General features: G+C 54.0%; 21 protein-coding genes. 11 read left to right on the top strand and 10 right to left on the bottom strand.

Annotated features, from left to right (window positions below; all coding sequences use genetic code 11):
• Window positions 1–489, top strand: a complete 489-nt coding sequence (locus G491_RS29885; protein ID WP_084511401.1) for a GNAT family N-acetyltransferase — start codon at window positions 1–3, stop codon at window positions 487–489.
• Here G491_RS29885 and G491_RS0107770 read toward each other — a convergent pair.
• Both G491_RS0107770 and pyrG read right to left on the bottom strand, forming a co-directional pair.
• Window positions 486–1,133: a tetratricopeptide repeat protein gene (locus G491_RS0107770; RefSeq protein ID WP_169829406.1), complete on the bottom strand. Its 648-nt coding sequence runs from the start codon at window positions 1,131–1,133 to the stop codon at window positions 486–488. The two genes, G491_RS29885 and G491_RS0107770, sit on opposite strands and share 4 nt — an antisense overlap.
• A gap of 180 nt (window positions 1,134–1,313) precedes the next feature.
• Window positions 1,314–2,960 (bottom strand): CTP synthase, encoded by a 1,647-nt coding sequence (pyrG, locus tag G491_RS0107765; protein ID WP_028314190.1) that lies wholly within the window; start codon window positions 2,958–2,960, stop codon window positions 1,314–1,316.
• A gap of 311 nt (window positions 2,961–3,271) precedes the next feature.
• Between pyrG and G491_RS0107760 the strand changes: the two genes are divergently transcribed.
• The 4 genes from G491_RS0107760 (at window position 3,272) to G491_RS0107745 (ending at window position 8,026) form a co-directional block, all read left to right on the top strand.
• Entirely contained in the window at window positions 3,272–5,530 is a 2,259-nt protein-coding gene (locus G491_RS0107760; protein WP_028314189.1) for a Tex family protein, read from the top strand.
• A 132-nt stretch (window positions 5,531–5,662) separates the two neighbouring features.
• Entirely contained in the window at window positions 5,663–6,103 is a 441-nt protein-coding gene (dtd, locus tag G491_RS0107755; protein ID WP_028314188.1) for a D-aminoacyl-tRNA deacylase, read from the top strand.
• Between the two features lie 10 nt (window positions 6,104–6,113).
• Window positions 6,114–6,557 (top strand): superoxide dismutase [Ni], encoded by a 444-nt coding sequence (locus tag G491_RS0107750; protein ID WP_028314187.1) that lies wholly within the window; start codon window positions 6,114–6,116, stop codon window positions 6,555–6,557.
• 44 nt (window positions 6,558–6,601) lie between these two features.
• Window positions 6,602–8,026: an aminopeptidase gene (locus tag G491_RS0107745; protein WP_028314186.1), complete on the top strand. Its 1,425-nt coding sequence runs from the start codon at window positions 6,602–6,604 to the stop codon at window positions 8,024–8,026.
• A 75-nt stretch (window positions 8,027–8,101) separates the two neighbouring features.
• On the opposite strand, the gene G491_RS0107740 is transcribed toward G491_RS0107745, so the two are convergent.
• The 3 genes from G491_RS0107740 to G491_RS0107730 form a co-directional block, all read right to left on the bottom strand.
• Window positions 8,102–8,905: a crotonase/enoyl-CoA hydratase family protein gene (locus G491_RS0107740; RefSeq protein WP_028314185.1), complete on the bottom strand. Its 804-nt coding sequence runs from the start codon at window positions 8,903–8,905 to the stop codon at window positions 8,102–8,104.
• Window positions 8,906–9,025: 120 nt separating this feature from the next.
• Complete coding sequence (locus G491_RS33535; protein WP_051327109.1) at window positions 9,026–9,574, bottom strand: class I SAM-dependent methyltransferase; 549 nt, start codon at window positions 9,572–9,574, stop codon at window positions 9,026–9,028.
• A gap of 44 nt (window positions 9,575–9,618) precedes the next feature.
• Window positions 9,619–10,617: a hypothetical protein gene (locus G491_RS0107730; RefSeq protein ID WP_028314184.1), complete on the bottom strand. Its 999-nt coding sequence runs from the start codon at window positions 10,615–10,617 to the stop codon at window positions 9,619–9,621.
• A gap of 715 nt (window positions 10,618–11,332) precedes the next feature.
• Here G491_RS0107730 and G491_RS0107725 point away from each other — a divergent pair.
• Complete coding sequence (locus G491_RS0107725; RefSeq protein ID WP_028314183.1) at window positions 11,333–12,139, top strand: hypothetical protein; 807 nt, start codon at window positions 11,333–11,335, stop codon at window positions 12,137–12,139.
• An 85-nt stretch (window positions 12,140–12,224) separates the two neighbouring features.
• On the opposite strand, the gene G491_RS0107720 is transcribed toward G491_RS0107725, so the two are convergent.
• The 3 genes from G491_RS0107720 to G491_RS0107710 all read right to left on the bottom strand — a co-directional run bounded on the left by G491_RS0107720 (window position 12,225) and on the right by G491_RS0107710 (window position 16,015).
• Window positions 12,225–13,799, bottom strand: a complete 1,575-nt coding sequence (locus G491_RS0107720; RefSeq protein ID WP_169829405.1) for a class I adenylate-forming enzyme family protein — start codon at window positions 13,797–13,799, stop codon at window positions 12,225–12,227.
• A 525-nt stretch (window positions 13,800–14,324) separates the two neighbouring features.
• Window positions 14,325–15,161: a fumarylacetoacetate hydrolase family protein gene (locus G491_RS0107715; RefSeq protein WP_028314181.1), complete on the bottom strand. Its 837-nt coding sequence runs from the start codon at window positions 15,159–15,161 to the stop codon at window positions 14,325–14,327.
• A gap of 125 nt (window positions 15,162–15,286) precedes the next feature.
• Entirely contained in the window at window positions 15,287–16,015 is a 729-nt protein-coding gene (locus G491_RS0107710) for a protein-L-isoaspartate(D-aspartate) O-methyltransferase (protein WP_028314180.1), read from the bottom strand.
• A 120-nt stretch (window positions 16,016–16,135) separates the two neighbouring features.
• On the opposite strand from G491_RS0107710, the gene G491_RS0107705 reads away from it, so the two are divergent.
• Together G491_RS0107705 and G491_RS0107700 are read left to right on the top strand one after the other, a co-directional pair.
• Entirely contained in the window at window positions 16,136–17,581 is a 1,446-nt protein-coding gene (locus tag G491_RS0107705; protein WP_028314179.1) for an acyl-CoA dehydrogenase family protein, read from the top strand.
• Window positions 17,582–17,608: 27 nt separating this feature from the next.
• Entirely contained in the window at window positions 17,609–18,688 is a 1,080-nt protein-coding gene (locus G491_RS0107700) for an acyl-CoA dehydrogenase family protein (protein ID WP_028314178.1), read from the top strand.
• Between the two features lie 395 nt (window positions 18,689–19,083).
• Here G491_RS0107700 and mdh read toward each other — a convergent pair whose 3' ends face one another.
• Window positions 19,084–20,013, bottom strand: coding sequence for a malate dehydrogenase (gene mdh, locus G491_RS0107695; RefSeq protein WP_028314177.1), 930 nt, complete (start codon window positions 20,011–20,013; stop codon window positions 19,084–19,086).
• A 781-nt stretch (window positions 20,014–20,794) separates the two neighbouring features.
• Between mdh and G491_RS0107685 the strand changes: the two genes are divergently transcribed.
• From G491_RS0107685 to hisD, 3 genes are all read left to right on the top strand, one after another.
• Window positions 20,795–22,066 (top strand): acyl-CoA dehydrogenase family protein, encoded by a 1,272-nt coding sequence (locus G491_RS0107685; RefSeq protein ID WP_028314175.1) that lies wholly within the window; start codon window positions 20,795–20,797, stop codon window positions 22,064–22,066.
• Between the two features lie 240 nt (window positions 22,067–22,306).
• A complete protein-coding gene (gene xerD / locus G491_RS0107680) occupies window positions 22,307–23,203 on the top strand; it encodes a site-specific tyrosine recombinase XerD (RefSeq protein WP_028314174.1) in 897 nt (298 codons plus the stop codon).
• 36 nt (window positions 23,204–23,239) lie between these two features.
• Window positions 23,240–24,541 carry a histidinol dehydrogenase gene (gene hisD, locus G491_RS0107675; RefSeq protein WP_028314173.1) on the top strand — a complete coding sequence of 434 codons (1,302 nt, stop codon included), beginning with the start codon at window positions 23,240–23,242 and terminating at the stop codon, window positions 24,539–24,541.
• Window positions 24,542–24,659: 118 nt separating this feature from the next.
• Here the strand turns inward: hisD and G491_RS0107670 are convergent, their stop codons facing one another.
• Complete coding sequence (locus G491_RS0107670) at window positions 24,660–25,481, bottom strand: SDR family NAD(P)-dependent oxidoreductase (RefSeq protein WP_035218161.1); 822 nt, start codon at window positions 25,479–25,481, stop codon at window positions 24,660–24,662.
• Window position 25,482 lies beyond the last annotated feature (1 nt).

Raw genomic sequence — 25,482 nt, 5'->3', positions numbered from 1 at the left:
ATGGAACATGTGGTGATTGCGACATACGTGGCTGGCGCCATAGGCCGCGTGGCCGAAATGCATGCCCGGTATTACAGCGAAAACTGGGGCTTCGGCCTATACTTTGAAGCCAAGGTCGCCAGCGATCTGTCCGAGTTTTTAAACCGGTTCGTCCCGGGCCGGGATTATTTTAAGGTGGCCCTCACCCACGGAAGGGTTCACGGATCCTTGGCCATAGATGCAATCAAGGCCGAAGAAGAAGGCGCTCACCTGAGATGGTTCATCACCTCGTCCGCTTTACGGGGCACGGGAGCCGGCAACCGCCTGCTGCAGGATTCAATCGATTTCTGTAAGCGTCAGGGATACCCGAGCATTTATCTCTGGACCTTCGAAGGCCTGGCCCTGGCCCGCCATCTTTACGAGAAATTCGGCTTTAAACTGGTGGAGGAGCACCCCGGCGACCAATGGGGAGTCCGGGTGAAAGAGCAAAAATTCGTGTTGCCCCTTTAGACGATTTTCGTCTGGCGTCGAAGCTGGTCCATCTTGCGGTTTAGAATTTCCTTCAAAGCCGGAGTGATAACCAGACGATCCATTTTCCCTAAACGGTAGCACTCCAGGGCCTCTTCGACCATGCCTTGGCTTTCATAACAATCCGCCAGCATGTTGTTCACCACAACGCTGTATGGATATAAACTGAGCGCTGTTTTTAAGATGCTGATTTCCTTGCCTTTCTCGCCATTTCTACGGGCGATTGACGAAGCCTTTATCAACAAACACATCAGATCGGTCCATTCCAGGCGGTTTTTGCCTTCCTTTATAACGGCCGACAGATGCTCTTCTTTCAGGCCGACAATTTGAGAGCGGATGTAAAACCGCATGCCCAGGCTTTGCCGGATCAAACGCCCCGTCCTGGATTCAACGCCTTTCATGAGCAGCATGTATTCAAAATAGCCGCGCTGAGCGCCGAAAAACAGATGAAGCGCCTGCCCCTGAAACAGCAAAAAACCGGCAAGGCCGGCTAAAAGGGTGGTTGGAAGCGGGGAGTAAGCCCCGGTTACACAAGAAAGCACAACCCCGGAAGCAATTCCCAAGACGGTAAATGCCAAACTGCGCACGCTCCAGTATTTGATAGTCATATGCCTGAAAAGAGTCATTTTACACGCCATATTCAAAAATAGTTCGATGCCAAACAATTTTTCCGTAAAAAAGCGCATATGAGGATGCGTTAAGAGGACGGTGCGGGGTGGGAGCGCCCCCAAAGAACAGGGCTTATTACTACTGGCGATGCGAAAAGAGGGCCGGAGCGAAAAAGCGTCCGGCCCTTTGCATTTGGATTAGTTTTTTGATTTTTTGTATTTTAAGGCGGCCCCGATAAAATCCCTGAACAAGGGGTGCGGGTTCATGGGCCGGGATTTGAACTCCGGATGGAACTGGCATCCCAGGAACCAGGGGTGGTCTTCGATTTCCACGATTTCCACCAGGGTCTGATCCGGCGACATGCCGCTGATAATCAAACCGGCTTCCTTTAAGGCGTCCAGGTATTCCTGATTGAATTCGTAACGGTGTCTGTGGCGCTCCGAAATCATATCCTCGCAATAGGCTTTGCAAGCCAGGGTATCCTCCACGAGTTTGCAGGGATATTTTCCCAGGCGCATGGTGGCGCCTTTATCCGAGGTCACGTCCCGCTTTTGGATGGTGTCGGTTTTTTCGTCGTACCATTCCTTCATAAGATAGATGACCGGGTCGGGCGTATCTATATCAAACTCAGTGCTGTGGGCGTTTTTGATGCCGGCCACGTGGCGGGCGTATTCGATGACCGCAATCTGCATGCCCAGGCATATGCCGAAATAAGGGACCTTGTTTTCCCGGGCGTATTGGACGGCCATGATTTTGCCCTCCACGCCCCGGGAGCCGAAACCGCCCGGAACCAGCACGCCGTCCGCCTTACTTAAAATGGCGGCTACGTTGCTTTCCGTAATGGTTTCCGAATCCACGAACTCCAGGTGGACCTTGCTTTCGTTGAACACGCCGCCGTGGAAGAGGGCTTCATTCAGGCTCTTGTAGGATTCCCGCAGGTCCACGTATTTGCCCACGATGGCGATGGTCACTTCGTCCTTGGGGTTTTCGATTCTGCGGATCAGATCGTGCCACGCCTCCAGCCTGGGAGCCGGAGTCCACATGTTCAAAAGCTCCACGATTTTTTCATCCAGGCCTTCCTGGTGATAATTCAGGGGAACCTCGTAGATATTCTTGACGTCAATGGCCGTAAAGACCTCGTCCTTGCCCAGGTTGCAGAACAGGGCGATTTTTTCCTTAATGCTGTCGTTCAATACCTGCTGGGTGCGGCAGAGGAGGATGTTGGGCTGGATGCCGATGCTGCGGAGTTCCTTGACGCTGTGCTGGGTGGGCTTGGTTTTGACCTCACCGGCCGTGGCGATGTAAGGCACCAGGGTCAGGTGGATGTATAGGACATTGTCCTTGCCCACGTCCGACCGGAACTGGCGGATGGCTTCCAGGAAAGGCAGACTCTCGATGTCGCCGATGGTGCCGCCGATTTCCACAATAGCCACGTCCACGCCGTCCGCGGCCAGCAGGATGCTGTTTTTGATCTCGTCCGTAATATGAGGAATTACCTGGACCGTGCCGCCAAGGTATTCGCCCCGCCGCTCCTTTTGGATGACGGAGTAGTATATTTTACCGGTGGTGAAGTTGCTGTCCTTGCCCAGACGAACATTGGCGAACCGCTCGTAGTGCCCAAGGTCCAGGTCCGTTTCCGTACCGTCGTCCAGCACAAACACCTCTCCGTGCTGGAAAGGGTTCATGGTGCCGGGGTCCACGTTGATGTACGGGTCCAATTTCTGGAAGGTGATGGAAAGCCCTCTCGCCTCCAAAAGCGCGCCAATGGAAGCGGAAGCCAAACCTTTTCCCAAGGACGAAAGCACCCCTCCGGTCACAAAAATATACTTTGTTTTCTTGTTCATTCCCTGTCCCTCATGTTTCGGAAATATTATAAGGAAGTTTTGATTGTTCAATAGCCCATTAAGCTCGCCTATGTCAACCGGGCTGAAGCCTAAAAATCGTCTGAAATAATTCCCTAAAGGCGAAAACGCATGTGGATTCGGGCAAGTGCGCCGATAAATTTTTTTCAAAATTTTTTTTGGTTTTCTTGATCTCACACTATCGATGTGAACCACTTCATGTGGTATTATAGTCATTGACCACCCCTTCCCATAGTGCTATGAAAGGCCTCCCATAACATCAACCCAACCACGTTTATTGGAAAGGATTTTGAATGAACCCAGAGCATGTAGTCATCGTTTCTACAGAACTTTCCATACCCGCCAAGTCGGTGGAAGCCACGGCCCTGCTGCTGGCGGAAGGCGCCACTGTTCCCTTTATCTCACGATACCGCAAGGAGGCCACAGGCAGCTTGGATGAGGTGCAAATCACCTCCATCAGGGACAGGCTCGCCCAACTGTCGGCCATTGACGATCGCCGGGAAACCATCCTGCGTTCCTTGGAGAAAAACGGCCACCTGACCGACGAACTCCAGGGGCAGGTCATGGCCGCCCAGTCCATGTCCGAGTTGGAGGACATTTACCTGCCTTACAAGCCCAAGCGCAGGACAAAAGCCACCATCGCCCGTGAAAAAGGCTTGGAGCCTTTGGCCATGGTGCTATTGGAGCAGGACGAGTCCATCGATCCCCTGGCTTTGGCCGCCAACCACGTGGATCCGGAAAAAGGCGTGGAAAACGCGGAAGACGCCGTTGCCGGCGCCCGGGACATCATCGCCGAAATCATCAGCGAGGACGCCCAGGTAAGGGCTGATATGCGCGATTTCTTTTTTAAGACCGCCATGTACCGCAGCACGGTGGTCGAAGGCAAAGAGGAGGAGGGCGCCAAGTTCAAGGATTATTTTGAATGGGAAGAGCCCATCTCCAAAGCGCCGTCCCATAGAATTCTGGCCATGCGCCGCGGCGAAAACGAAGATATCCTGAACCTGGAAATGGTTGTGGACGACGACCAGGCCCTGGAAATCATACACCAGCATTATCTCAAGGGCGACAGCCCGGCCTCCCAGGAAGTCAAGCTGGCCATTTCGGACGGTTACAAGCGCCTTTTGTTCCGGGCCATGGAAACCGAAGTGCGCCTGGCCTCCAAGGAAAAAGCCGACGAAGAGGCGGTCAAGGTCTTCGCCGACAACCTCCGGCATCTGCTTTTGGCCTCTCCTTTGGGCCGAAAAAGAGTGCTTGCCATCGACCCCGGATACCGCACCGGGTGCAAGGTGGTGGTCTTGGACCGCCAGGGAACCCTGCTGCATTACACCGCCGTGTTTCCCCATTCCTCGGACCGCCAGGTTCTGGAAGCGGAGGAAACCGTCAAGAATCTGGTGCGGCAGCATCAGATCGAGGCCGTAGCCATCGGTAACGGAACCGCAGGCCGTGAAACCGAGGCCTTTGTCCGCCGTTTGAACCTGCCCCCGGAAGTCATGGTGCTTTCCGTGGACGAAAGCGGGGCTTCCATCTATTCCGCGTCTGACGTGGCCCGCAAGGAATTCCCGGATCACGACGTGACCGTGCGCGGCGCCGTGTCCATAGGCCGCAGGCTCATGGATCCCCTGGCCGAGTTGGTGAAGATTGATCCCAAATCCATCGGCGTGGGCCAGTATCAGCATGACGTGGACCAGACCATGCTTAAAGGCGCTTTGGACGATGTGGTTATCAGTTGCGTGAACAACGTGGGCGTGGACTTGAACACGGCCAGCCCCCAGCTTTTAAGTTATGTGTCCGGCCTGGGCGCACGCCTGGCTCAGCGGATTGTGGATTTCAGGACCGAAAACGGCCCGTTCCGCTCCCGTGCGGCCTTGAAGAAAATCCCCCGCCTGGGACCCAAGGCATACGAACAGGCCGCGGGATTTTTAAGAATTCCCGATGCGGAGAACCCCCTGGACGGCAGCGCCGTGCATCCGGAAAGCTATCACGTGGTGGAGGCCATGGCCAAGGACGCAGGCTGCGAAATCCCCCATCTCATGAGCGAGGAAAGCCTCCGCAAGCAAATCGACCTGAACAAATACGTCACCGACAAACTGGGCCTGCCCACCCTCACGGACATCATGGCCGAACTGGCCAAGCCGGGCAGGGACCCCCGCAAGGCCCTGGAAGCATTCTCCTTTTCTAAGGATGTGACCGAAATGAAAGACCTGGAGCCGGGCATGGAGCTTCCCGGAATCGTCACCAACGTGACCAATTTCGGCGCCTTCGTGGACGTAGGCGTGCATCAGGACGGCCTGGTTCACATCAGCCAGCTTTCCGACGGCTTTGTCAAGAACCCGGCTGACGTGGTAAAGGTGCAGCAGCGGGTTAAGGTGCGGGTGCTGGAAGTGGACTTGCCGCGCAAACGCATTTCCCTTTCCATGAAAAAGAAGATCGATGAACGAGATCTCCAGCGCGGCCCCAAAGGCGGAGGAGGCGGCGGACGTCCTCCCAAGCAGAAAAAGGAAGATGCGCCTTTCAACAATCCCTTCGCCAAACTGGGCAAGCTGGGCAAGTAAAAGCAGCGCCCTTCCACCCCCGCCAAAAAGCGCAAATATCTCAACCCAACCTGCTGATTATATAAAAAATCGCAGGTTGGGTTGAGCATATGAAACCCAACAGCTATAATAATCGTTTAAGGAGCGAATCACATGCGGGCAGTGGTGCAGCGGGTAAAGTCAGCCAGGGTGAAAGTGAACGGCAAGTCTGTGGGCGCTATTAACAAGGGCCTTTTAGTGCTTTTGGGCGTAGCCCCGGAAGATACTTCCAAAGAAGTGGAATACCTTGCCAAAAAGATAGTCGGTCTTAGAATATTTGAAGACGACAACGGCAAGATGAATCTCTCCCTGGACGAAGTGGGGGGCGAGATGCTGGTGGTTTCCCAGTTCACCTTGTACGGCGATTGCCGCAAGGGGCGCAGGCCTTCTTTTGTAGGCGCTGCGCCCCCCGAGTTGGCCGAAAAGCTCTACGAAGAGTTTGTGAACGTGGTGGATTTGCTGGGAATCAAAACAGCCACCGGAAAATTTGGAGCGATGATGGACGTGTCCCTGGTTAACCAGGGCCCTGTAACCCTGATTGTGGAAAGCAAATAAGGAGGTTCCCATGAAAAAAGCGCGCACCGGTTTGTTGACGGTATTGTTGGTTTTGGGGCTTTTTACGGCCAATGCCATGGCCCATTGCGAAATCCCCTGCGGCATATACGACGATCCCATGCGGATCGCTATGCTGAACGAGCATATCGCCACCATTGAAAAATCCATGAAGTCGATCATAGAATTGGAAAGGGCGGATCATCCCCACTACAACCAGTTGGTAAGGTGGATTACCAACAAGGAGGATCACGCCAACCAATTCCAGGAGATCGTGACCCAGTATTTCATGACGCAGCGGATCAAGCTGGACGCCCCTGATTACGATAAGAAAATTGGCGTGCTGCACCGTATGCTGGTATACGCCATGAAATGCAAGCAGACCACGGATTTGCAGAACGTTGTGGTTCTGCGGAGTTTGGTCAAGGAATTTGAAACACTATATTTTGCAAAATAAACAAATAATTAACCATTAATTCCTAAAGTGCTACAGGAGACTTGATGGCCGAAAGTATAACGAAAAAACAAGCCCAGGATTTGTCCAAAAAACTCATGCGCAAGCCCAAGCTGGTTTGGGACGCATTGAGCAAAACCGAGCAGGGCAAAGCCATGAAGTTCGCGGAAGGATACAAAACCTTCCTGGATAACGCCAAGACCGAACGCAGGGCCGTGGCCGAAGCGGAAAAGCTGGCCCTATCCGCCGGATTCGCCCCCGTGGAGGAAGCCGGAGCCAACGATCTTGTCTATAAGGTCTGGAAGAACAAATGCATCATCCTGGCCCGCCTGGGAAACAGGCCGGTTGCCGACGGACTGCATATTGTGGCGTCCCATATAGACTCCCCGCGCCTGGACATGAAAGCCAATCCCTTGTACGAAGAGGTTGATATGGCCTTTTTCAAGACCCATTATTACGGAGGAATCCGCAAGCATCAATGGTTCGCTCGCCCTTTGGCGCTCCATGGCGTGGCCGTGAACGGCAAGGGGGAAAGCATCGACATTAGCCTTGGCGAAGATCCCAATGATCCGGTGTTTACGGTCCTGGACCTGCTGCCTCACCTGGCGCGCAAGCTCCAGGCAGGCAAAAGCCTGGCCACGGCCTTTGAGGCGGAAAAGATGAACATCCTTCTGGGCAGCCTGCCTTTGGGGCCGGAAAAAACCACGGATCGGTTCAAACTCATGGCCATGAACCTGCTGCACGAAAAATACGGTCTGGTGGAAGAGGATTTCCTCACCGCTGAGATTGAAGCCGTGCCAGCCGGCAAAGCCAAGGACGTGGGCTTGGACAGAAGCCTTATCGGCGCTTACGGCCAGGACGACCGGTCCTGCTCCTACTGCGCCATTCAGGCTTTGATGAAGCTGCGGAAAAAGCCGGAATTCACGGGCTTGGCCTTTTTGGTGGATAAAGAGGAAATCGGCAGCGAAGGCAATACGGGCGCAAAATCCAAACTCCTGGAAACCTTTATTGCAGACCTGCTGGAGCTGACAGGGGAGGGCGCTTCCGCCCGAAATATCGGCTCGGCGTTCATGAACTCAAAAGCCCTGTCCGGCGACGTAGCCCCGGCTCTGGATCCCGACTACCAGTCCGTGCACGAAAAAAATAACGCCGCCAGGCTGGGCTACGGCATCTGCATGACCAAATATACGGGCTCGGGCGGCAAATCCGGCGCTTCCGACGCCCATGCCGAACATTTAGGATATGTCCGCAAGGTTTTTGAAGATAACAAAATCATTTGGCAAATCGGCCAGTTGGGAAAAGTGGACGAAGGCGGCGGCGGAACCATCGCCAAGTTCCTGGCCGCCCACGGGATGGACGTGGTGGACTGCGGCCCGCCCATCCTGGGCATGCATTCGCCTTTTGAAATCGGCTCCAAGGCGGATATGTACATGGCTTTCAAAGCCTATGCAGCCTTTTTTGAAGCGGGATAAATTTTCAAGAGAATACGCAACAAAGGCGGGACGGCGCATTCATCAATGCGCCTCCCGCCTTTGTTATTTCATTTTTTATTCCCCTTTAAAATCCGGCTTCCTTTTTTCAAACATGGCGTTCAAGGCTTCCATGTGGTCGTTGGTGTTGTGGCATAAGGCCTGAAAGGCGGCGGACTGCTCCAGAAGATGGGGCAGGGTGAGATACTGCCCCATGTAAAGAAGCCGTTTGGCCATACGCAAGGCTTCAGGCGGCTTGCATGCAATTTTGTCCGCCAATTCCCTGGCTCTTTCCATAAGCTGATCATGCTCCACCACATAATTGACCATGCCTATATCCATAGCGCTTTGACCGTCAATGATATCGCCGGTAAAGGTGATTTCGCAGGCCTTTGCCATGCCCACGGCGCGAGGCAGAAAATAAGCTCCGCCGTCGCCCGGAATAATGCCTACGTTCAGAAAGGTTTCGCCGAATTTGGCCTTGGTGGAAGCCACCCGCATGTCGCACATGAGGGCCAGGTCGCAGCCGGCGCCGATGGCCGGCCCGTTCACCGCCGCAATGGTCGGGACTTCCAAGCCGTGTATGGCCATGGGAATGCGCTGGACGTTCTTTCTGTATCCTTCCATGAGCTTGGACGGGCTGCCGGCGAACATCCCTTCTTTTTTGGCCATTTCCTTCACGTTGCCGCCAGCGGAAAAGGCCGGGTCCGCACCGGTGATAATCAGTACCCGCACGTCAATATCGTTATTGATCATCCGGCAGACCTCTTCGATCTCCTGGATGGTGTTTGCGTTGGTGATGACGTTTCTGGTCTCCGGCATGTTCAGGGTCAGGATTGCGACCCGTCCTTGGGTTTCGAAAAGGATGTCCTTAAATTTCATGGGTTTTCTCTCCGTTGTTTTTGGGCGAAAAGCCGTTTGATGAAAGGTTGATTAAACCCTTATATCATCATGGCTTTGGCCTTTTTTGTCCAGGGGATTTTTTACACACACGGGAAAAATCTATTCTTCCACCTCATACAAATATATGGGATCGTGGTTCAAGGCGCCCTTGGGCTTGATTACGGAGTAAGGGCTCCAGCCGGGCAGGGGGAAATTGGCGGAGGCCGCCTTGGCGCCGGGTTTGAGTTCTTGCTTTAGTTTTTGGGAGAGGTCGTGCATGACGTCGGGAAAGAGGTAGCAAAAAACGTAATCCGCTTGGGAAAGGTCGGCCCGGAAGAAGTCCCGCGCCTTGATTTTTGCTTTGGATAGAAAAAGATTGCGAGCTTTAGCAGTGAGGAGCGCCAAGGGATTTAGGTCATAGCCCACGGCCCGGACTCCGTATTTTTTCACCGCGCCGGAAATCACCCGGCCGTCCCCGCATCCCAAGTCTATAAACAAGGCGTTTTCCTCCATGGGCATGGATTCCAGAAAGGCGTTCACCCTGGCTTGGGGCGTTGCCACAAACAAGGCGCCCCGGGTTTTGGGCAAGACCATGGCGGTGCAAACCACATAGACGAATTTGATCAAAAAAAGCCCCCCAAGCAAGGCCAGGGGGGCGAGAATCCACATGGGCACAGGGTGGCTCCTTCGGCTGGCGGTTTTAATCGCCGCCCTTATACCATAATTTTCACCCCGTGGTCTCTTTTATCAGTCAGGATTTCAAAGGCCGCCCGGTTATTGGTGTACAAATGGGCCGTCTCGCCGTAGTTGTCTATGAGATCGATTTCGCATCGGGCGATTTTTGAATTAAGGCAATGCTTCACTCCGCCGGGAGGATTGTAATAGGTGAGTCCCACAAAATCCTCAACCTGGGCCTCCACACGGCCCTTGATGGAGAAATCCTTGCTCTTGGAATTGAAATTCCAGGTGAAATAGTCAAATTTTCCCTGCGCCTTCAGGCTTTGGGGAATGGTGTTCAAAGCGTACTCTTTGCCTTTGTGGCGAAGCACCACCACTGTCATGTACGGCGTCCAGACAGGCCCGAACTTCAACCGGGCTGTGGCAAGCTCCAAAAAGCTGTCCGGGCTGTTATCAAACCCCGCCACCTGTCCCCAGGCGTAAAGATCGGTATGTTTGGTCCCCCAGTTATGATTCTGGCTTCCGATCCACTCCTCCAACTTCCATTCCTGATCGTTCACCGTGATTGCTCCGGAAAAGGAGGCAAAAGGCAGGGGCACGCAGGCTTTGGCCTTGGGAAGCCCGGCCTCGTATAATTTCTCCGCCAGCAGAAGCAGGGGAGGGGCGTATCCTGTATAGACCAAGTCCCAGGAAATTTCATTGCCGCCTGTCTTGGCGCTGCCCTTAAGCGCCCCGCCATCCAGGGTGCAATCCCCGATTTTGGATTGCAGCCCGCTTTTGGAAAAAGACGTTTGGGTAATGGGAACCTCGTTCTTGGCGGCCGTATGCTTGCCGGTTTCCTTGTCAAAGACCATGGCCCATACTTCGCCGATGGCCTTGTCCGGTTCGTCATTGGGCGAAAAGATGGTGTACCGGATCCAAAACGCCTGCGGCTTTGCAGGATGGTTGGCCCTTAAAAAATAGCTTTCGTAATGTCCTTGCTTTTGCCCCGCTACGTACCGGGTTTTATTCGCGTCTTCCCTGGTTGCCTGCATGGCCTGATCCCCCCTGTTGTGTTTGGAAGCGGTGCGATATTTCTACGGATGCTAAATATTACGATACAAAAATCGAAAAAGCAAATTTTTCCATCCGTAATGCTTGCCGGGTGTCTTAAAAGGCGGAAAAGAAGCTGCCCTTCGCCGTTTACTTGAACAATATATATCAACGGCAGGCGTCCGTAAAGGCAAAGTTTATGAAAGGGGATTAGACATTTTGAAAGTAATTTCATTGAAACTGTAGGTAATCACGTACATCGGACGCTAAAATCCGCACCAAAAGCGACGCATACTAACTAAGTCAGAGGAATGGCTATTGTGCAGATTAGAGTCAAGTATCGTTGTGTTTTTTTATATCATCAAAAATGCACAGAATTTCATTATTCGTTAAAACTTTTATTTTTCCGATTGTGAGACCTAAAGTCGGTCAATATTATTAACTCGCATTCAACCTTAATCTGTTTCAGGGAGAGTTCGGTTGAGAGGATCAAGCTGCATAAGCGTATTCTTTGAAAAAGCGCCTGCCAGGCCCCCATGTTATAAAGCGGCGGCATTGATGTGCTAGGTTTTGCAATTGTTGCGGAGGCAAGGGGAAGCATTAACCGCCCATTGCAAGCCCTTCCTTTTTCAGTCTGTTTTGGTAAACGAGGGAGTTATGTTCTACCAGTTCCAGCCCGGTTCCCGGTCAATTATGACTCGGCCGGAACCACGAGAAGTGTCCACGTCGTACACCAGCATCATTCTGAATTACGTTGCTAACGTTCACCCGGAGATTGATCTGGACTTGCTTGTATCGCGCATCTCCGAGCACAATGAGTACTTTATTCGGCCGGCGCCAGGAAAGATTCCTGAACAGGTTTGCTTACGCCACCTCACCAATCCCAGGCTCTGGATTTCCAACCGGCTGGTTGCGGACATCACATCCAGTCTGGAAGCTCTGATTGACGACCCTATGCTTGGCTACAAAGTGGGCAGGTGGTCGCCCAACTGCGGCGCTTTTGTTAAAAATTCCCTGCTCGTGCCTTTTTTGGGCGTGGGGCCTGTATTGGGCCGGGCGCCGGAAATCCACGAGAAGTACACACGCATTAAAAAGGTGGAGATTCTGATCAACAAGCCGGGATGGCTGCGCATTCGCAAAACCCATAAGCCTGAGGCGATCATCACCTATTTCATGATCCTGTCGTGGATTGGAATGGCCGAGGCCTACGTGGAGTTAGCCGGAGTGGCTTCGCCGAAAGTATCGGTGGAGGTGGACCCGCGGGAGAACAACGCCTATTTTCTGGACATCAAGTACACCCGGACGCGGCTTACCGCCAGGTTCCGCAACCGTTTGGCCTGGTGGCTTCTGCCGGCCCACACCCGGGAGAGCCTCATCGCCACGGATCAGATCGTTTCCGAGGAGTACGATTACGCCGTAACCGAGGAAAAGATGGAGGACATGCTGGAGCTTCAGCGGAGCGGCATTGCAGCTTATTACGCGCACAAGATCGAAGACATTCTTTCCATCATCAATAAAAAATAATTCAAATCCCAAAAATAAAAACCGTTCTCAGGGCCGTCAAACGGCGCCGGAGAACGGTTTTGTTTGTATAAATTCAGCAAGCGGGCTATTTGCCCGTATTTTCAAACTCTCTGCGTAAGTCCGACTTTTTAATCTTGCCCAAGGCGGTCATGGGAAGATCCTGCCGGAAAACAATCTGCTTGGGCACCTTATAATCCGCAAGGCTCTGGATGCAGAATGACCTGAGTTCATCCTCGTTGGTCTCGGAACCCGGACTGGGAACCACGTAGTATCTTCCAACCTCTCCGTAAACGGGATCGGGAATGCCGATGCCGGCCACCATGTCCACCGCAGGATGGGTGGAAAGAATGTCCTCCACCTCCACGGGGAATACATTCAATCCTTCCTGGATGTACATTTCCGTGCGGCGCCCCATGAGAATGATAAAGCCTTCCTCGTCCTTATAGGCCATGTCGCCCGTACGCAGCCATCCGGTCTGGTCAAAGGTCTTGGCGGTTTCCTCCGGCATGTCAAAGTAGCCGGTGACCACGCAGTCCCCCTTAAGCCACACTTCGCCGGTTTCGTTGACCGGAAGCTCCCGGCCGTCCATGCCCACAATTTTAACGTCAAATCCCGGGAAAGGCTTGCCGACTGTGCGCCCCACCATGGTGTAATGGCAGTTCCATGGGGTCATGAGAGCCCCGCCGGAAGATTCGCTGAGCCCGTAGAGATTCATGATGGTGGATTCGGGGTAGGCTTGATGCAGGCGCTCCACCAGGTCGGGCTCGGCATTGGATCCGCCGGTGATTACCACCCGGATATTGGAGACGTCCATTTTGTCAAAGCCTTCATGGGCCATGAGCATGTGGTGGGTGGTGGGAAATCCGCCGATGATGGTGGGATGGTATTCCGCGGCCTGGTTCAAAACCTCCTCCGGCAGAAACACCGGAATGAGAATCGTGGGGCCGCCGGCCAGAAGCATGGAGGCCATGCCGATGGTGATGCCGCCCACATGGGAGAGGGGCTGGGTAAGCATGAGGACGTCTTTGGAAGTCACCCTGACATGCTTGGTCTGCGCCCTTGCCGACGCTATCTGGCTTTTATGGGTGATGGCCGCCGCTTTGGGCTGGCCCGTGGTTCCGGAGGTGAAGGCGAACATGATTTCGTCTTCCGGCTCCACTTGGGCGTAGGCCGCCGTCAAAAGCTCCTGATCCGGCTCCTCCTCCATGAGGGATTCCAGACTCTTGCAGCCGTTGGCGCCTTCACCGCCGATAAAATAGCAGAACTCCAGGCCTTTCACCTTGTCTTTGTTCTGTTCGAGCAATTCCACATAGTCCGTGTCGCCCACGTTTTTCAGGCTGACAATGGCGCGGGGCCGGCTCCTTTGCACCAGCTTGAGCAATTCCGGAGCAGGATGCCTGGGGCTTAAACCCACCACAGACGCGCCGATTTTCGCTGCTGCAAAATACACCGCCAGCCATTCCGGCTGATTCAGGGCGATGATTCCAATCCTGTCGCCCCTTAAAATCCCCTCTTTTAAAAACCCGTAGGCCAACTTGTCCGACAAGTCGTCCATTTCCTTAAAACTGATTTCCCTGCCGTAAAAATAGTAAGCCGGAGCGTCCGGAGCCGCCTCGGCCGTTTCCTTCAAAATCTGACCCATTAAATTTGCTTGTGACATGCCGCTCATAATCCTACTCCCTCAACATACTTTCCCGGGAATCCAGCAAGTTGACGTTTTGAACCACATGCCCGGGGTGCAACAATTATATTTCCGGGGAAAAGCGAACCGTTCATCACATTGGTTCGGCTTCCGCGGTAATCCTTGCTCATGATAACCAATTGGCGCTATACGCTTTACTCGATGGGCGGACATTACCAGAAATATCCAACCAGTCAACCAATGGTTAAAATAGCAGAGAGCGTGCCATAACGGGAAATCATGATCCCGCAGGCGAGTTATACGTCGGCCGTTAAAGGCCGGTCAAGGGTAAGTTTTTAAAATAACAATTTATACGCTTTTGAAATTTGAAACGGATTATTAGAAACAGGGGCGGGTATCTTTTTTAAGCAACGAAAAATAAATCCCGTTAACGGGGCGTATTGCAACACAATGCGAAAAAATTCCTCCGTCTCAATCAATCGGGGGCCGCCGCTTTTTGCGACCGGCCCCCGGCTTAATCGGAACCTTTGCAAATAGAGTTACTTATTCGGTCACAAAGGTGTTTTCCAACTCTCCCAGGCCCTTGATGCGGCACACAACCTTATCTCCCGCCTTAAGAGTAATGGGAGGATCGCGGAATATGCCCACCCCGGATGGAGTGCCCGTGGAGATGACGTCTCCGGGAAGCAGGGTGATGTCCTGGCTGATGTATTCTATGATGGAAGGGATGTCGTAAATCAGGTCCTTGGTATTGCCCTGCTGCATGACTTCCCCGTTCACGATGGCTTCCAGCTCCAGATTGTTGATGTCCTCAATTTCGTCCAGAGTCACGATGGCGGGGCCCATGGGAGCGAATGTGTCGAAGGACTTGCCGCGAAACCACTGCTTGTCTCCAAACTGGGCCTCCCGGCCGGACACGTCGTTTAAAATCATAAGGCCGGCGACGTGATCCAATGCCTTTTCCTTGGATATTCGCTTACCCTGTTTGCCGATTACCACGGCCAGTTCCACTTCCCAATCGATTTGGCCGGAACAAGCAGGGATCAGCACCGGGTCCGAGGGGCCGTTGACGGTATTGGCGGTTTTACAAAAGAGCAGAGGGGCGGGCGGTACGGACATGCCGCCTTCCTTGGCGTGGTCCTCATAGTTCTTGCCAAGACAGATAATCTTGGACGGATTGGCCAAGGGAGGCCCCAGCCGGACGTCCATGGTCACGCCTGCGTCGGTCCAGTTTTTTAATTTTTCCATCCATCCTTGCTCGAAAAATTCCCGTCCGATATCCGGAACGTCATGGAACTGTTTTTTCAAATCCACAATGCGGCCGTATTTGAGCAGACCTGGGCGTTCCTTGCCTTTTTCTCCAAATCTTACCAGTCTCATTCCCAAATTCCTTATTCTAAGTGTTGGTCTTCTCTAAAAATTAAGTAAGAACATACCTCAACATACGGCGCATTAGCAATACGGAAACGCTGTAAAACCATTTACTAACAAAAAGGACGCGTAACCTAATACACGCTCCCGTTTTCCCGGGTCATGGGAACAAAGCGCACGGGGATGATCTTCTTTTCTTTGACCTTGCCGTTGATTTTCGTCAGCAATACCAGATTTTGGTTTCCCGCCTCGCCCACGGGGATGACCATGCGGCCCCCTTCAGCCAGTTGCTCCACCAAAGGCGCGGGGATGTCCGTAGGCGCACAAGTGACGATAATAGCATCAAACGGAGCATGTTCGGGCCAGCCTTTGTACCCGTCCCCGACTTTCACCTTCACATTGTCGTAATGCAGTTGGGCCAGAATTTTCGCGGCTCGTTCCCCCAGGGGCTCCACGATTTCCATGGTGTACACTTCCCGGGCCAATTCCCCCAAAACCGCAGCCTGATATCCCGAGCCTGTCCCGATTTCCAGCACCTTTTCCGATCCGTCCAATTCCAAAACCTGGGTCATGAGCGCCACGATGTACGGCTGGGATATGGTTTGGCCTTCTCCTATGGGAAGGGGGTAGTCGTTGTACGCCTGACTGCGATAGGACTCGGGGACGAAAAGGCGCCGTTCCACCTTGCGCATGGCGGCGAGAGTCCCGGCATCTTTTACTCCCCGTTTTTCAATCTGACTATACACCATCTGTTCACGCAGTTTTTGATAATCGGGGCCTGGGGCGTTCCCGCCCGCCAAAACGGCGGACGCCCAAAACAGGCCTCCGGCCAGCGCCAGTGCAATCAGCACTTTAGGTCCCATGGCTTCGCCTCCTGTTATTTTAGGGTATAGCTGTTGACGGATCTTGCATAATAAGGCTATATATCATCCGAGTAAAACTTCAAGGCCTTAAAGTTTTCCCTCATAGTATACGGAGGAATTATGAATTTTTCGCCCCCTCCTTACGGTTTGTTTTCGCCGAAGATTGACCTGATGGTCAATCTTCCGGGCCTGGGCAAGCTGGGTGAAAAGCATCCCGCATACATCGCCCGCGCGGAAAATGCCCAAGCGGCCGCCCGAAAATTCGCCGTAAATCACATTTTACCTCGTTCTTTGGAAACTGACAAGAAATGCAGCCAGGACCCCGCTTATTTTGACTGGGATTTATGGCATGCCGCCAACCGGGAAAAATTCACCATAGCCTGCCTGCCGGAAAAAATGGGCGGCCTGGGGTGGAGCGCCCTTGCCAATGCAGCCGCCGTGGAAGAGTTCTCCAGCGCCTGCATGGGCAGTACAGCCAATATCCTGTTTAATACGTTCGGGGTGTTGGGCGCCATGGTGGAGTGCAAAACCGGCATTGTGCTTTCCATGATCAAAAAAATGCTCCAGGCCCAGCAGGCAGGCGCCCCTTTGTTCTACTCCTGGGCCATTACCGAACCGGGCGCCGGCACGGACATGGAAGACGCCCGGGGCATGGAAGCCATGCGCCCTTCCTGTCACGCTCAAAAAGTCCAGGGCGGATACAGCCTGAGCGGGGTAAAATGCTTTATCACCAACGGCAGCCTGGCCCACTACGTCATTGTAAACATGCCCGTGGATCCGGAACATCCCCTGGAATCCATGGCGACCTTTCATGTACCAACGGGCGCGCCCGGTTTTTCCGTAGGCCGGGTGGAGCGAAAGTGCGGCCAAAAAGCCAGCCAGACCGCCGAACTTTTTTTCGAGCGGGTTTTTGTTCCCGACGCTGACGTCTGGGCTCAGCCCGGCAAAGGTTTCGACCACACCCGGGAAATTCTATCCATAACCAGAGGCTTTGTGGGCTTGTGCGGCATGGGCATAGCCCGCGGCGCCCTGGAGCGGTGCATCCGCTACTCCGCAGACAAGCAAACGCCCCAAGGCCGGTTGATCGACCAGGACTGGGTGCGGTTCGCCCTGGCGGACATGCTTAAGGATCTCCACATGGTGCGGGCTGCAGCCTACAACTTCGCCATGGCTCTGGACGCCTTCCACGTATGGAAGCTGTTCGATTCTCCGGCCGTTAAAGGGGCCGCATGCCTGCCTGACAAACTCTTGTTGTCCGATTCCCTGCAGGCCTTGGCGAAAAGCGCCCCGGCTTCGGAGGCCGGGTCCATCTTCAAGAAAAAAATCGTCACCGGCAAGGTTCTGGACGAATTCGTCAGGCATGGATCGGCACTCAAGGTTGCGGGAACCGATCTCGCCATGAAGACAAGCTCTCGGGTTCTGGACATTGTAGGGCTGGAGGGCATGTCCCGGGAATTCGGCATGGAAAAATCTTTTCGGGACGCCAAGGTCACCCAGATTTACGAGGGCTCCAACCAGGCCAATCTGCTTGACCTTTTCCATGAAGAAATCGGTCGGCTGCTTTAGCGGATTTCCTGAATTAGGAGATGTGGAATGGATTTTCCCAAGGAATATTTGCAGGTTGTTAAAGAGATTGAAAAATTCGCCGGACGGGAATTGCGCGAACCCGCTTTGGAATGGGACCTCCATCCCGATCCCAAGCATTTGCTGGGGTTCTGGAAAAAAAGCCGATCCTTGGACCTGCCTCTCATCCCCGTCCCCGAAAAGTTTCAGGGCGTGGGATACGATCCCCTTTGCCAGGCCATGGCCGTGGAAGCCCTGGCCCGCCATTGTCCGGGGGCGGCTTCCGTATTTCTCCATCATTTTGCGGGGCTATTTCCCGTGCAATTTGCGGAGGAAGAGCAGCAAACCGAATTGTGGGAGTCCGTAATCAAAGAGACGGGCAGGGGAATCGTAGGAATAGTCTTTGATCCGGAATGTGCATTGACCCTAACCCTAAAAAGCAAAAGTCTGGTTGTGAACGGCCGATCCTCCCTGAGCGCTAACGCCTCCTACGCTGACTGGATGTGCGTTTTTGCAAAAGCCGACAATCAGGAAGACTTCTGCCTTATCGCACCTCTGGACGCGCCGGGCGTATCTTTAGGGCCTGACCTGGAGCTTCCTGGCCTGAAAATCAACCCCTTCCATTCAATATCTTTTGAAGATGTAAAACTATCCTCCAACACTGTGATCAAAGTTCCTAAAAAGTCGCAATCCCTTAAAAATCTGACCCTTGACCTCCTGTATGTTTTGACCGCCGCAGCCGCCCTGGGCGCGGCCCGAACGGCCTACGACAAAGCCCTGGCCTACGCCAGGGAGCGGTATCAATACGGCAAGGTCATCATCCAACACCAGGAAATCCGGCGCATGCTGGGCGCCATGCGCATGAACCTGGACGCGGCCAGAGCCTTTTTGTACGCCTATTTCGACGAAAAATCCGGCGTCCATGCCGCGCACGTCAAAGCCTTTTGCACCGATGCGGCCTTTAACGTTGTGGTGGACGCCATACAAATTCATGGCGGTTACGGATACATGCACGAACAGGGTTTGGAAAAGCTCATGCGGGATGTGAAGGTGCTGCAGGTCCTGGGCGGGTCCAATCCTCAGCTTTTGGTGGATTCGATAAAGGGGTAATATCGACCCGATAAATAATATTCAAGCGCCGTCATTCGAGTCATTTGTTCATTGATGTTTAAAAATTGCAACCCATCTCCAGCCGCTATTCCGCAACGACACTGGGTCCCCGTTTCCGGGAATGACAAAAAGCGACGACGGCAGGGTGGCCCAGGCACGGTACTGCTGTGCCTGGGCCACCCATCATAGGCTACGGCATAAATCGTCATCCCGGCAAGGGCGATCCGTTTTTCAGGTTCGCCCGCAAGCCGGGATCCAGCGTCATTTTGGACTCACCTTGGAAAAATTTTATTCGTTCGAACACAACTTGGTAGAAGACAGTCTTATGGGCGCAAAAAAATGGGGAAGACGCTCGTCCTCCCCATTTTGATTTTACAGACTATGTTTGAAAAAGATTACAGCTTTTTCATGGTGTCCACCAATTCCTGGACGGCCGCAGCGGAGTGCTTCAGGGCCTTGTCTTCGTCCTCGGTAAGATTGATTTCAACGATTTCCTCAATGCCGGCGGCGCCAAGTTTGACGGGCACGCCGATGAACAGGTCGTTGATGCCGTATTGGCCGCTCAGCATGGCCGCGCAGGGCAGGATTTTTTTCTTGTCCTTTAAAATGGCTTCGGCCATTTCCACGGCTGCGGATGCAGGAGCATAGTAGGCGGACCCGGTCTTGAGCAGAGACACGATTTCTGCGCCGCCCGTGGCCGTGCGTTTGCACAGGGCCTCAATGCGATCCTGGGGCATCAACTCGGTGATGGGAATGCCTGCCACGGTGGAGTACCGGGGCAGGGGAACCATGGTGTCGCCGTGGCCGCCCAGCACGAATGCGTGGGTGTTTTCCACGGATACGTTCAGCTCCATGGCGATGAAAGCGCGAAAACGCGCGGAGTCCAAAACGCCGGCCATACCCATGACGCGTTCCTTGGGGAATCCGGAGGCTTCATAAGCCACATGGCACATGGCGTCCAAAGGGTTGCTCACCACGATGATTTTGGCGTTGGGGCTGTATTTGGCCACCTGCTCGGTCACCTGGCGCATGATCCCCATATTGGTGCTCAGAAGATCATCCCGGCTCATGCCCGGCTTCCTGGGAATGCCGGCGGTGATGATCACCACGTCGGAATCGGCGGACATTTCATAGGAGTTGGCGCCCGTTACGGAGGCGTCGTGCTTTTCGATGGGCGCCGCTTCGGTCAGGTCCAGCGCCTTGCCCTGGGGCATGCCTTCCATAATGTCGATCAACACCACGTCGGCCAGTTCTTTTTCACACAGCCGTTGAGCTGCGGTTGCGCCAACGTTTCCACCGCCAATCACGGTTACTTTCTTGTCCATGTTAAGCTCCTTTAATGTTGCGGTCCATGTTTTATTGTTTGCCAGGTCAATTTATATTAGTAACAAGCCAAAGCCTTCTTGTACCAATGCTTTGCGGAGCAATATGAGGGCCTTCAAACCGGATGAAATCGTCCACTTGCTCAACTGAAAGCCCCTTTCCATCAAATGATGGAGAAAGCCCTTCCCATTAATCACAGCTTCCAGGGAATGTCAACCAAATACGGGAAAGCATTTTCACGATTCCCGCAAAATACAGTCCCCTTCTTCCTTATCCAAATAAACAAAACCCCAAGCCCTTATGGCAAGAAAAAAAGCCCTCGCCATATCAAAAAGGAAATGAGACCCGTCAAGTGCGAACAGAGGGGAGAGGGTGATTAAACCCAATGGCGGCGAGATTTCCGGGGACATGAATTTATCTCTGCGAAAGCGAATAACTTTCATAGGGGAAAGCTGAGATAAGTATCGCTTCCTCCTGAAATCATTACTGAATTTGGCGGAATGATTGCAACTTGATATTGCCGGTTGGAGGGATTTTCTGAAAATGCAATCAAACCGTAAAATGTCTTGATAGCTTGCCGATGAAAGAGTATTCTTGTTCCAGTCGTCAGGCCGCCGGACTCACAACCGGTATTCCGGCGCACAGGTCTTTTTTAATCTTCCAACCAGTTACATAGCAGTCCTTTTATCCGGGGCGCCCCATGGGGCCATTGACGCGTCGCCCATATCGTCGCGCCGGATGCTTAAAGTTAACTTTAAGATTAATATGCTGAAGGAGGCGCTTATGTATGACTTCTTACTCACCCCCGAAGAACAGGAACTCAAAAAGGAAACCAGGGAGTTCGTCCGCGAGGAAATCTCCGGCGATTTCCTGAGAAAGCTGGATAATGACGAAATCGTCTATCCCCGGGAGTTTGTGGAAAAATTGGCGGAACGGGGGCTTCGGGGCATTCGTTTCCCCAAGGAATATGGAGGGCGGGGCATGTCCTGGGTTGCGGACGTGGCGGCCACCGAGGAAATCGGGTGCCTGGGCATGGCTTTGGGCTGCGCCTTTGTCATGCCCTCCATTGTGGGAGAGGCATTGAACAAGTTCGGCACGGAGGAGCAAAAGCAAAAATTTCTGAAGCCCTATATCGAGGGCAAGCTGGTGGCCGCCGAGGCCCTGACCGAGCCCCGGGGAGGGTCGGACTTTTTCGGCGCCATGACCCGTGCGGACGACAAGGGGGACTATTTTCTGTTAAACGGCATGAAGCGCTTTGTGGTGGGGGCGGACGGCGCGGATTTCTTTCTGGTTTACGCCAGGACGAATTTCGATCCTGAGGCCCACAAGTACAGCCGTTTGAGCCTGTTTATCGTGGAAAAAGGGCCGGGCGTGGAGACCGAATACCTCTTCGGCCTTATGGGATGCCGGGGCGGCGGAACGGGCAGGCTGGTTTTTCGGGACGTGAAAGTCCCCAAGGAAAACCTGGTGGGCCAGTTGCACGGCGGCGCCTTATGCTTTCATCAAATGATGATCCCCGAACGGCTCACCTCCGCCGCCGGGTGCCTGGGCGTATGGGGCGCCCTGGATCTGGCCGTGCGCTATTCGGACAAACGCCGCACCTTCGGCAAGGAAATCCGCAAGTACCAGGGAATCAGCTTTCGAGTGGCCGAGTCCATCACAAAGCTGGACGCCGCACGGGGCCTGACATACATGGCGGCCAAAGCCGTGGACGGGAACTATCCCAACATGCGCAGGATAGTCTCCGAAGCCAAGCGTTTCGCCACCGAGTCCGCCTGGGACGTGGTTAACGACGCCATGCAGATTATGGGCGGTATAGGATACACGGACGTCTACCCCATAGAACGAGCGGTCCGGGACACCCGTCTTGGCATGATCTGGACCGGGACCACGGAAATCATGAATCTCATGATTCAACACGAATACTATAATGAGGTGCTTTCTCCGGACTATAACCGCCGGAAAATGGAGGGCGACGCCATGCAGCCCGACGATTCTGAACGCTGCCTGACCGACGACGACATGATCAAGGTTTTCGGCCCGGGTTTGGAATGAAATGAAGTAGAGGGGCTGCCGCGCCGCAGCCCCTCTGCAAAATTCAAAACATCTAAACAATCCAACCTGTAGTCCAACCTGTAATTGCCACATTTTAAAGATTAAGATACAATCCTCCCAATCCGAATTTCTCATTCCCATGCTTCGCGTGGGAATGCATACGGGCGCTGTGAACAAGACGGGGCAAACAAATAACGACTCCGTCCATCCGCCCGAAGATATACCAGCAAAGGCGCCGCCATGTCCGCATCCCACATTCTGATCGACCAGTATATGAACTACCTCCTGGTGGAAAAAGGCCTGGCCCAAAACACCCTGGAGGCCTACGGCAAAGACCTGGGCGTTTTCACCGACTTTCTTCAGGAAAGGCAGATTGATGACCTGACCAAGGCGGACACCCCGGACATCGTCCAGCATTTGATCGATCTTCGCGCCCAGGGCCTGGGCGCTCGCACAAGGGCGCGGCATCTGGTGGCTATCCGGGGCTTGTTTTCCTTTTTGGAGCAGGAAAAAATCATCAAACACAATCCAGCCAAGCTGGTGGATCTGCCTAAGACCGGGCTGCATCTGCCGGACGTGATTTCCGTGGAGGAGATAGAGCAATTGCTGGAGGCGCCCAACGAGATGGATATCCTGGGGGCGCGGGACAGGGCCATGATGGAGCTTGCCTACGCTTCGGGCCTGCGGGTTTCCGAACTGATCAATGTGAGAGTGCAGGACATTCATCTGGATGCGGGATTCGTCCGGGTCATGGGGAAAGGCTCCAAAGAGCGCATCGTGCCCATGGGCAGGCAGGCCAGGGAAAAGATCAAAACCTACATGGATCACGACCGGCCCATCCTCTTGAAAGGCAAACCGGGCGAGTTTTTGTTCGTGGTCAGGGGCGGGCGGCCCATGACCCGCCAGGCCTTCTGGAAACTGTTGAAGAAATACGCCCTAAAGGCCGGATTAACCAAGAATATCACGCCCCACACCTTGCGGCATTCCTTCGCCAGCCATTTGCTGGAAGGCGGCGCGGACCTTCGGGTGGTCCAGGAAATGCTTGGGCACGTTGACATTTCCACCACCCAGATATACACACACGTGGCAAGAGAGCGATTGATTGAAATTCACGAACGCTATCATCCCCGGCATTGATAAGCGCCGGGGCAAATTTTATTTGCGAGGACGAATATGAAAATCTACCAGTATCCTTCCCAGGCTGCGGAAAAACGGTTTAAGTCCATGGTGGACCGGGGCGTCTCGTTCCGGGTCAAGGACGTGAAAGCCGTATCCAAAATTTTGGAAGACGTGCGGAAAAACGGCGATCAGGCGGTGGTGGACTACTCCAACCGTTTTGACGCCGGCGGCATGACCGTGGAATCCATGCGGGTGACCGACCAGGAAATGAAAGACGCCCTGGCTCAGGTCGATCCCGATTTTCAAAAAGCCATGGAACGGTCTCATCGCAATGTGGCGGATTTTCATCGCAGGCAGCTTCCCAAGTCCTGGATCACCACGGACAGGCCGGGCACGGTTTTAGGCCAGATGATACGCCCCGTGGACGCGGCGGGCGTGTACGTGCCGGGAGGGCAGGGCGGCAGTACGCCCTTGGTTTCCTCCGTCATCATGGGCGGGGTTCCCGCAAAAATCGCCGGCGTGGAGCGGGTGATCATGGTCACCCCTCCCAGGGCGGACGGAACCGTGCACCCCTATCTTCTGGCGGCGGCCCATCTTACAGGAATCGACGAGGTCTATAAAATCGGCAGCGCATGGGCCATCGCAGCCATGGCTTTCGGCACCGAAACCATCAAGGCTGTGGACGTCATCGTGGGCCCTGGCAATATTTACGTGACCATCGCCAAGAGCCTGGTGGCCGGAACCGTGGGCATCGACATGATCGCAGGCCCCAGCGAGGTCCTGGTCATCGCGGATCACACCGCCGACCCTGACTGCATAGCGGCCGACCTTCTTTCCCAGGCTGAGCACGATCCCATGGCAAGCTCCATCCTGGTGACCACAAAAAGAAAAATCGCCCTCAACGCCAAAAAAGCCCTGTACGAACGGGTGGCCAAGCTCTCCCGCCGGGAAATCGCCGAAGCATCAGTGCAAAAAAACTGCGTGGCCTTTGTGGTGGACGACCTGGACGCGGCCGCGGACCTGTCCAACGCCATCGCCCCGGAACACTTGGAACTCCTGGTGGAAGACCCCTTCGCCTACTTCCCCAAAATCAAGCACGCAGGCGCCATGTTCCTGGGCCAGTACACTCCCGAGCCCGTAGGAGACTACGTGGCAGGACCCAATCACGTCTTGCCCACCCAAGGCACAGGACGCTTTTCCTCTGCTTTAAACGTGGACAACTTCCTCAAGAAAACCAGCCTCCTGCACTATTCCAAGGAGACGTTCGATGAGGAGGCCGAGGACATCATTCGCCTGGCCGAGGTGGAAGGCCTCACCGCCCACGCCGAGTCAGTAAAAGCGAGACTGAAAAAATAGGGGCGAAAAAACGGATAGAACGAAAAGAAAAACTGCGGAACCACAAAAGAAGGAAGATCTTGCCTCCGGCGGCTAACTTTTTATAAAAAGTTGGCCGCCGGAGGCGTTTTTTTAGTCTTCATCCTTTTTGGGCGAGTTGTCGGACCATCAGATCAGTAACCCAGTTACTGGTCCGACCAGGGAAGAGCTTGACGATGTAATAGGACATCTTGGCCATGAAGCCTGGGATGACCACAAACCGATTTTTTTCGATCCCCCGGACAATGTCCCGCGCCACTTTTTCCAACGGCTCGATGCCGGCCATGAGCTTGACGGCCCGGTATTCCCTGGGCAGGGTTTTCAACTCCTCCTCCACCATGGGGGTGTAAACTTCCGGCGGGCAAATCAGGGTCAGGCCCACGCCCTTGGTTTTTAGCTCCGGCCGGAGGCATTTTGCAAAGCCCACGGCGGCGAATTTGGAAGTTCCGTAGGCAGTGTAGCCCGGCAAGGCCGCCATGCCTGCCAAGGAGGCTACAATAACCAGATGCCCTTGATTTTGCACCAGATAGGACAGGGTTGCGGCGGTCATATTGCGTACGCCGTAGACGTTGGTCTGCATAACCTGGTCAAACACCTCAAAGGGGGTGTTTTCAAAATGATCTCCGAATCCCTTGCCGGCGTTGGCGATGACCACATCCGGCGGTCCTGCGGTTTCCACGGCTTTTTGTACAGCCTGTTCCACGTTCTTTGGGTCGGTCACGTCCATTGTATGGATTTCCACTTTTTGGGACAGGGCCTTGCGGTAATTCAGGAGAAGGCTGCGGGCCTTTTCCAATTTTTCGGGATTTCTCGCAAACAGGACGATATGGCAGCCTTTGGAGGCAAGCAGGCGGGCTGTTTCCAGGCCGATTCCTGATGAGCCGCCTGTGATAAAGGCTGTCTTGCCATGGAGATCTTTCATC

This window comes from Desulfatibacillum aliphaticivorans DSM 15576, from assembly GCF_000429905.1.
GTDB lineage: Bacteria > Desulfobacterota > Desulfobacteria > Desulfobacterales > Desulfatibacillaceae > Desulfatibacillum > Desulfatibacillum aliphaticivorans.
This window is presented reverse-complemented; position numbering and strand designations above follow the sequence as displayed.

Excerpts from the sequence above, each read along its gene's own strand:
- G491_RS29885 (WP_084511401.1), top strand. The coding sequence starts at position 1 with ATGGAACATGTGGTGATTGCGACATACGTGGCTGGCGCCATAGGCCGC.
- G491_RS0107770 (WP_169829406.1), bottom strand. The coding sequence starts at position 1,133 with ATGACTCTTTTCAGGCATATGACTATCAAATACTGGAGCGTGCGCAGT.
- pyrG (WP_028314190.1), bottom strand. The coding sequence starts at position 2,960 with ATGAACAAGAAAACAAAGTATATTTTTGTGACCGGAGGGGTGCTTTCG.
- G491_RS0107760 (WP_028314189.1), top strand. The coding sequence starts at position 3,272 with ATGAACCCAGAGCATGTAGTCATCGTTTCTACAGAACTTTCCATACCC.
- dtd (WP_028314188.1), top strand. The coding sequence starts at position 5,663 with ATGCGGGCAGTGGTGCAGCGGGTAAAGTCAGCCAGGGTGAAAGTGAAC.
- G491_RS0107750 (WP_028314187.1), top strand. The coding sequence starts at position 6,114 with ATGAAAAAAGCGCGCACCGGTTTGTTGACGGTATTGTTGGTTTTGGGG.
- G491_RS0107745 (WP_028314186.1), top strand. The coding sequence starts at position 6,602 with ATGGCCGAAAGTATAACGAAAAAACAAGCCCAGGATTTGTCCAAAAAA.
- G491_RS0107740 (WP_028314185.1), bottom strand. The coding sequence starts at position 8,905 with ATGAAATTTAAGGACATCCTTTTCGAAACCCAAGGACGGGTCGCAATC.
- G491_RS33535 (WP_051327109.1), bottom strand. The coding sequence starts at position 9,574 with ATGTGGATTCTCGCCCCCCTGGCCTTGCTTGGGGGGCTTTTTTTGATC.
- G491_RS0107730 (WP_028314184.1), bottom strand. The coding sequence starts at position 10,617 with ATGCAGGCAACCAGGGAAGACGCGAATAAAACCCGGTACGTAGCGGGG.
- G491_RS0107720 (WP_169829405.1), bottom strand. The coding sequence starts at position 13,799 with ATGTCACAAGCAAATTTAATGGGTCAGATTTTGAAGGAAACGGCCGAG.
- G491_RS0107715 (WP_028314181.1), bottom strand. The coding sequence starts at position 15,161 with ATGAGACTGGTAAGATTTGGAGAAAAAGGCAAGGAACGCCCAGGTCTG.
- G491_RS0107710 (WP_028314180.1), bottom strand. The coding sequence starts at position 16,015 with ATGGGACCTAAAGTGCTGATTGCACTGGCGCTGGCCGGAGGCCTGTTT.
- G491_RS0107705 (WP_028314179.1), top strand. The coding sequence starts at position 16,136 with ATGAATTTTTCGCCCCCTCCTTACGGTTTGTTTTCGCCGAAGATTGAC.
- G491_RS0107700 (WP_028314178.1), top strand. The coding sequence starts at position 17,609 with ATGGATTTTCCCAAGGAATATTTGCAGGTTGTTAAAGAGATTGAAAAA.
- mdh (WP_028314177.1), bottom strand. The coding sequence starts at position 20,013 with ATGGACAAGAAAGTAACCGTGATTGGCGGTGGAAACGTTGGCGCAACC.
- G491_RS0107685 (WP_028314175.1), top strand. The coding sequence starts at position 20,795 with ATGTATGACTTCTTACTCACCCCCGAAGAACAGGAACTCAAAAAGGAA.
- xerD (WP_028314174.1), top strand. The coding sequence starts at position 22,307 with ATGTCCGCATCCCACATTCTGATCGACCAGTATATGAACTACCTCCTG.
- hisD (WP_028314173.1), top strand. The coding sequence starts at position 23,240 with ATGAAAATCTACCAGTATCCTTCCCAGGCTGCGGAAAAACGGTTTAAG.
- G491_RS0107670 (WP_035218161.1), bottom strand. The coding sequence starts at position 25,481 with ATGAAAGATCTCCATGGCAAGACAGCCTTTATCACAGGCGGCTCATCA.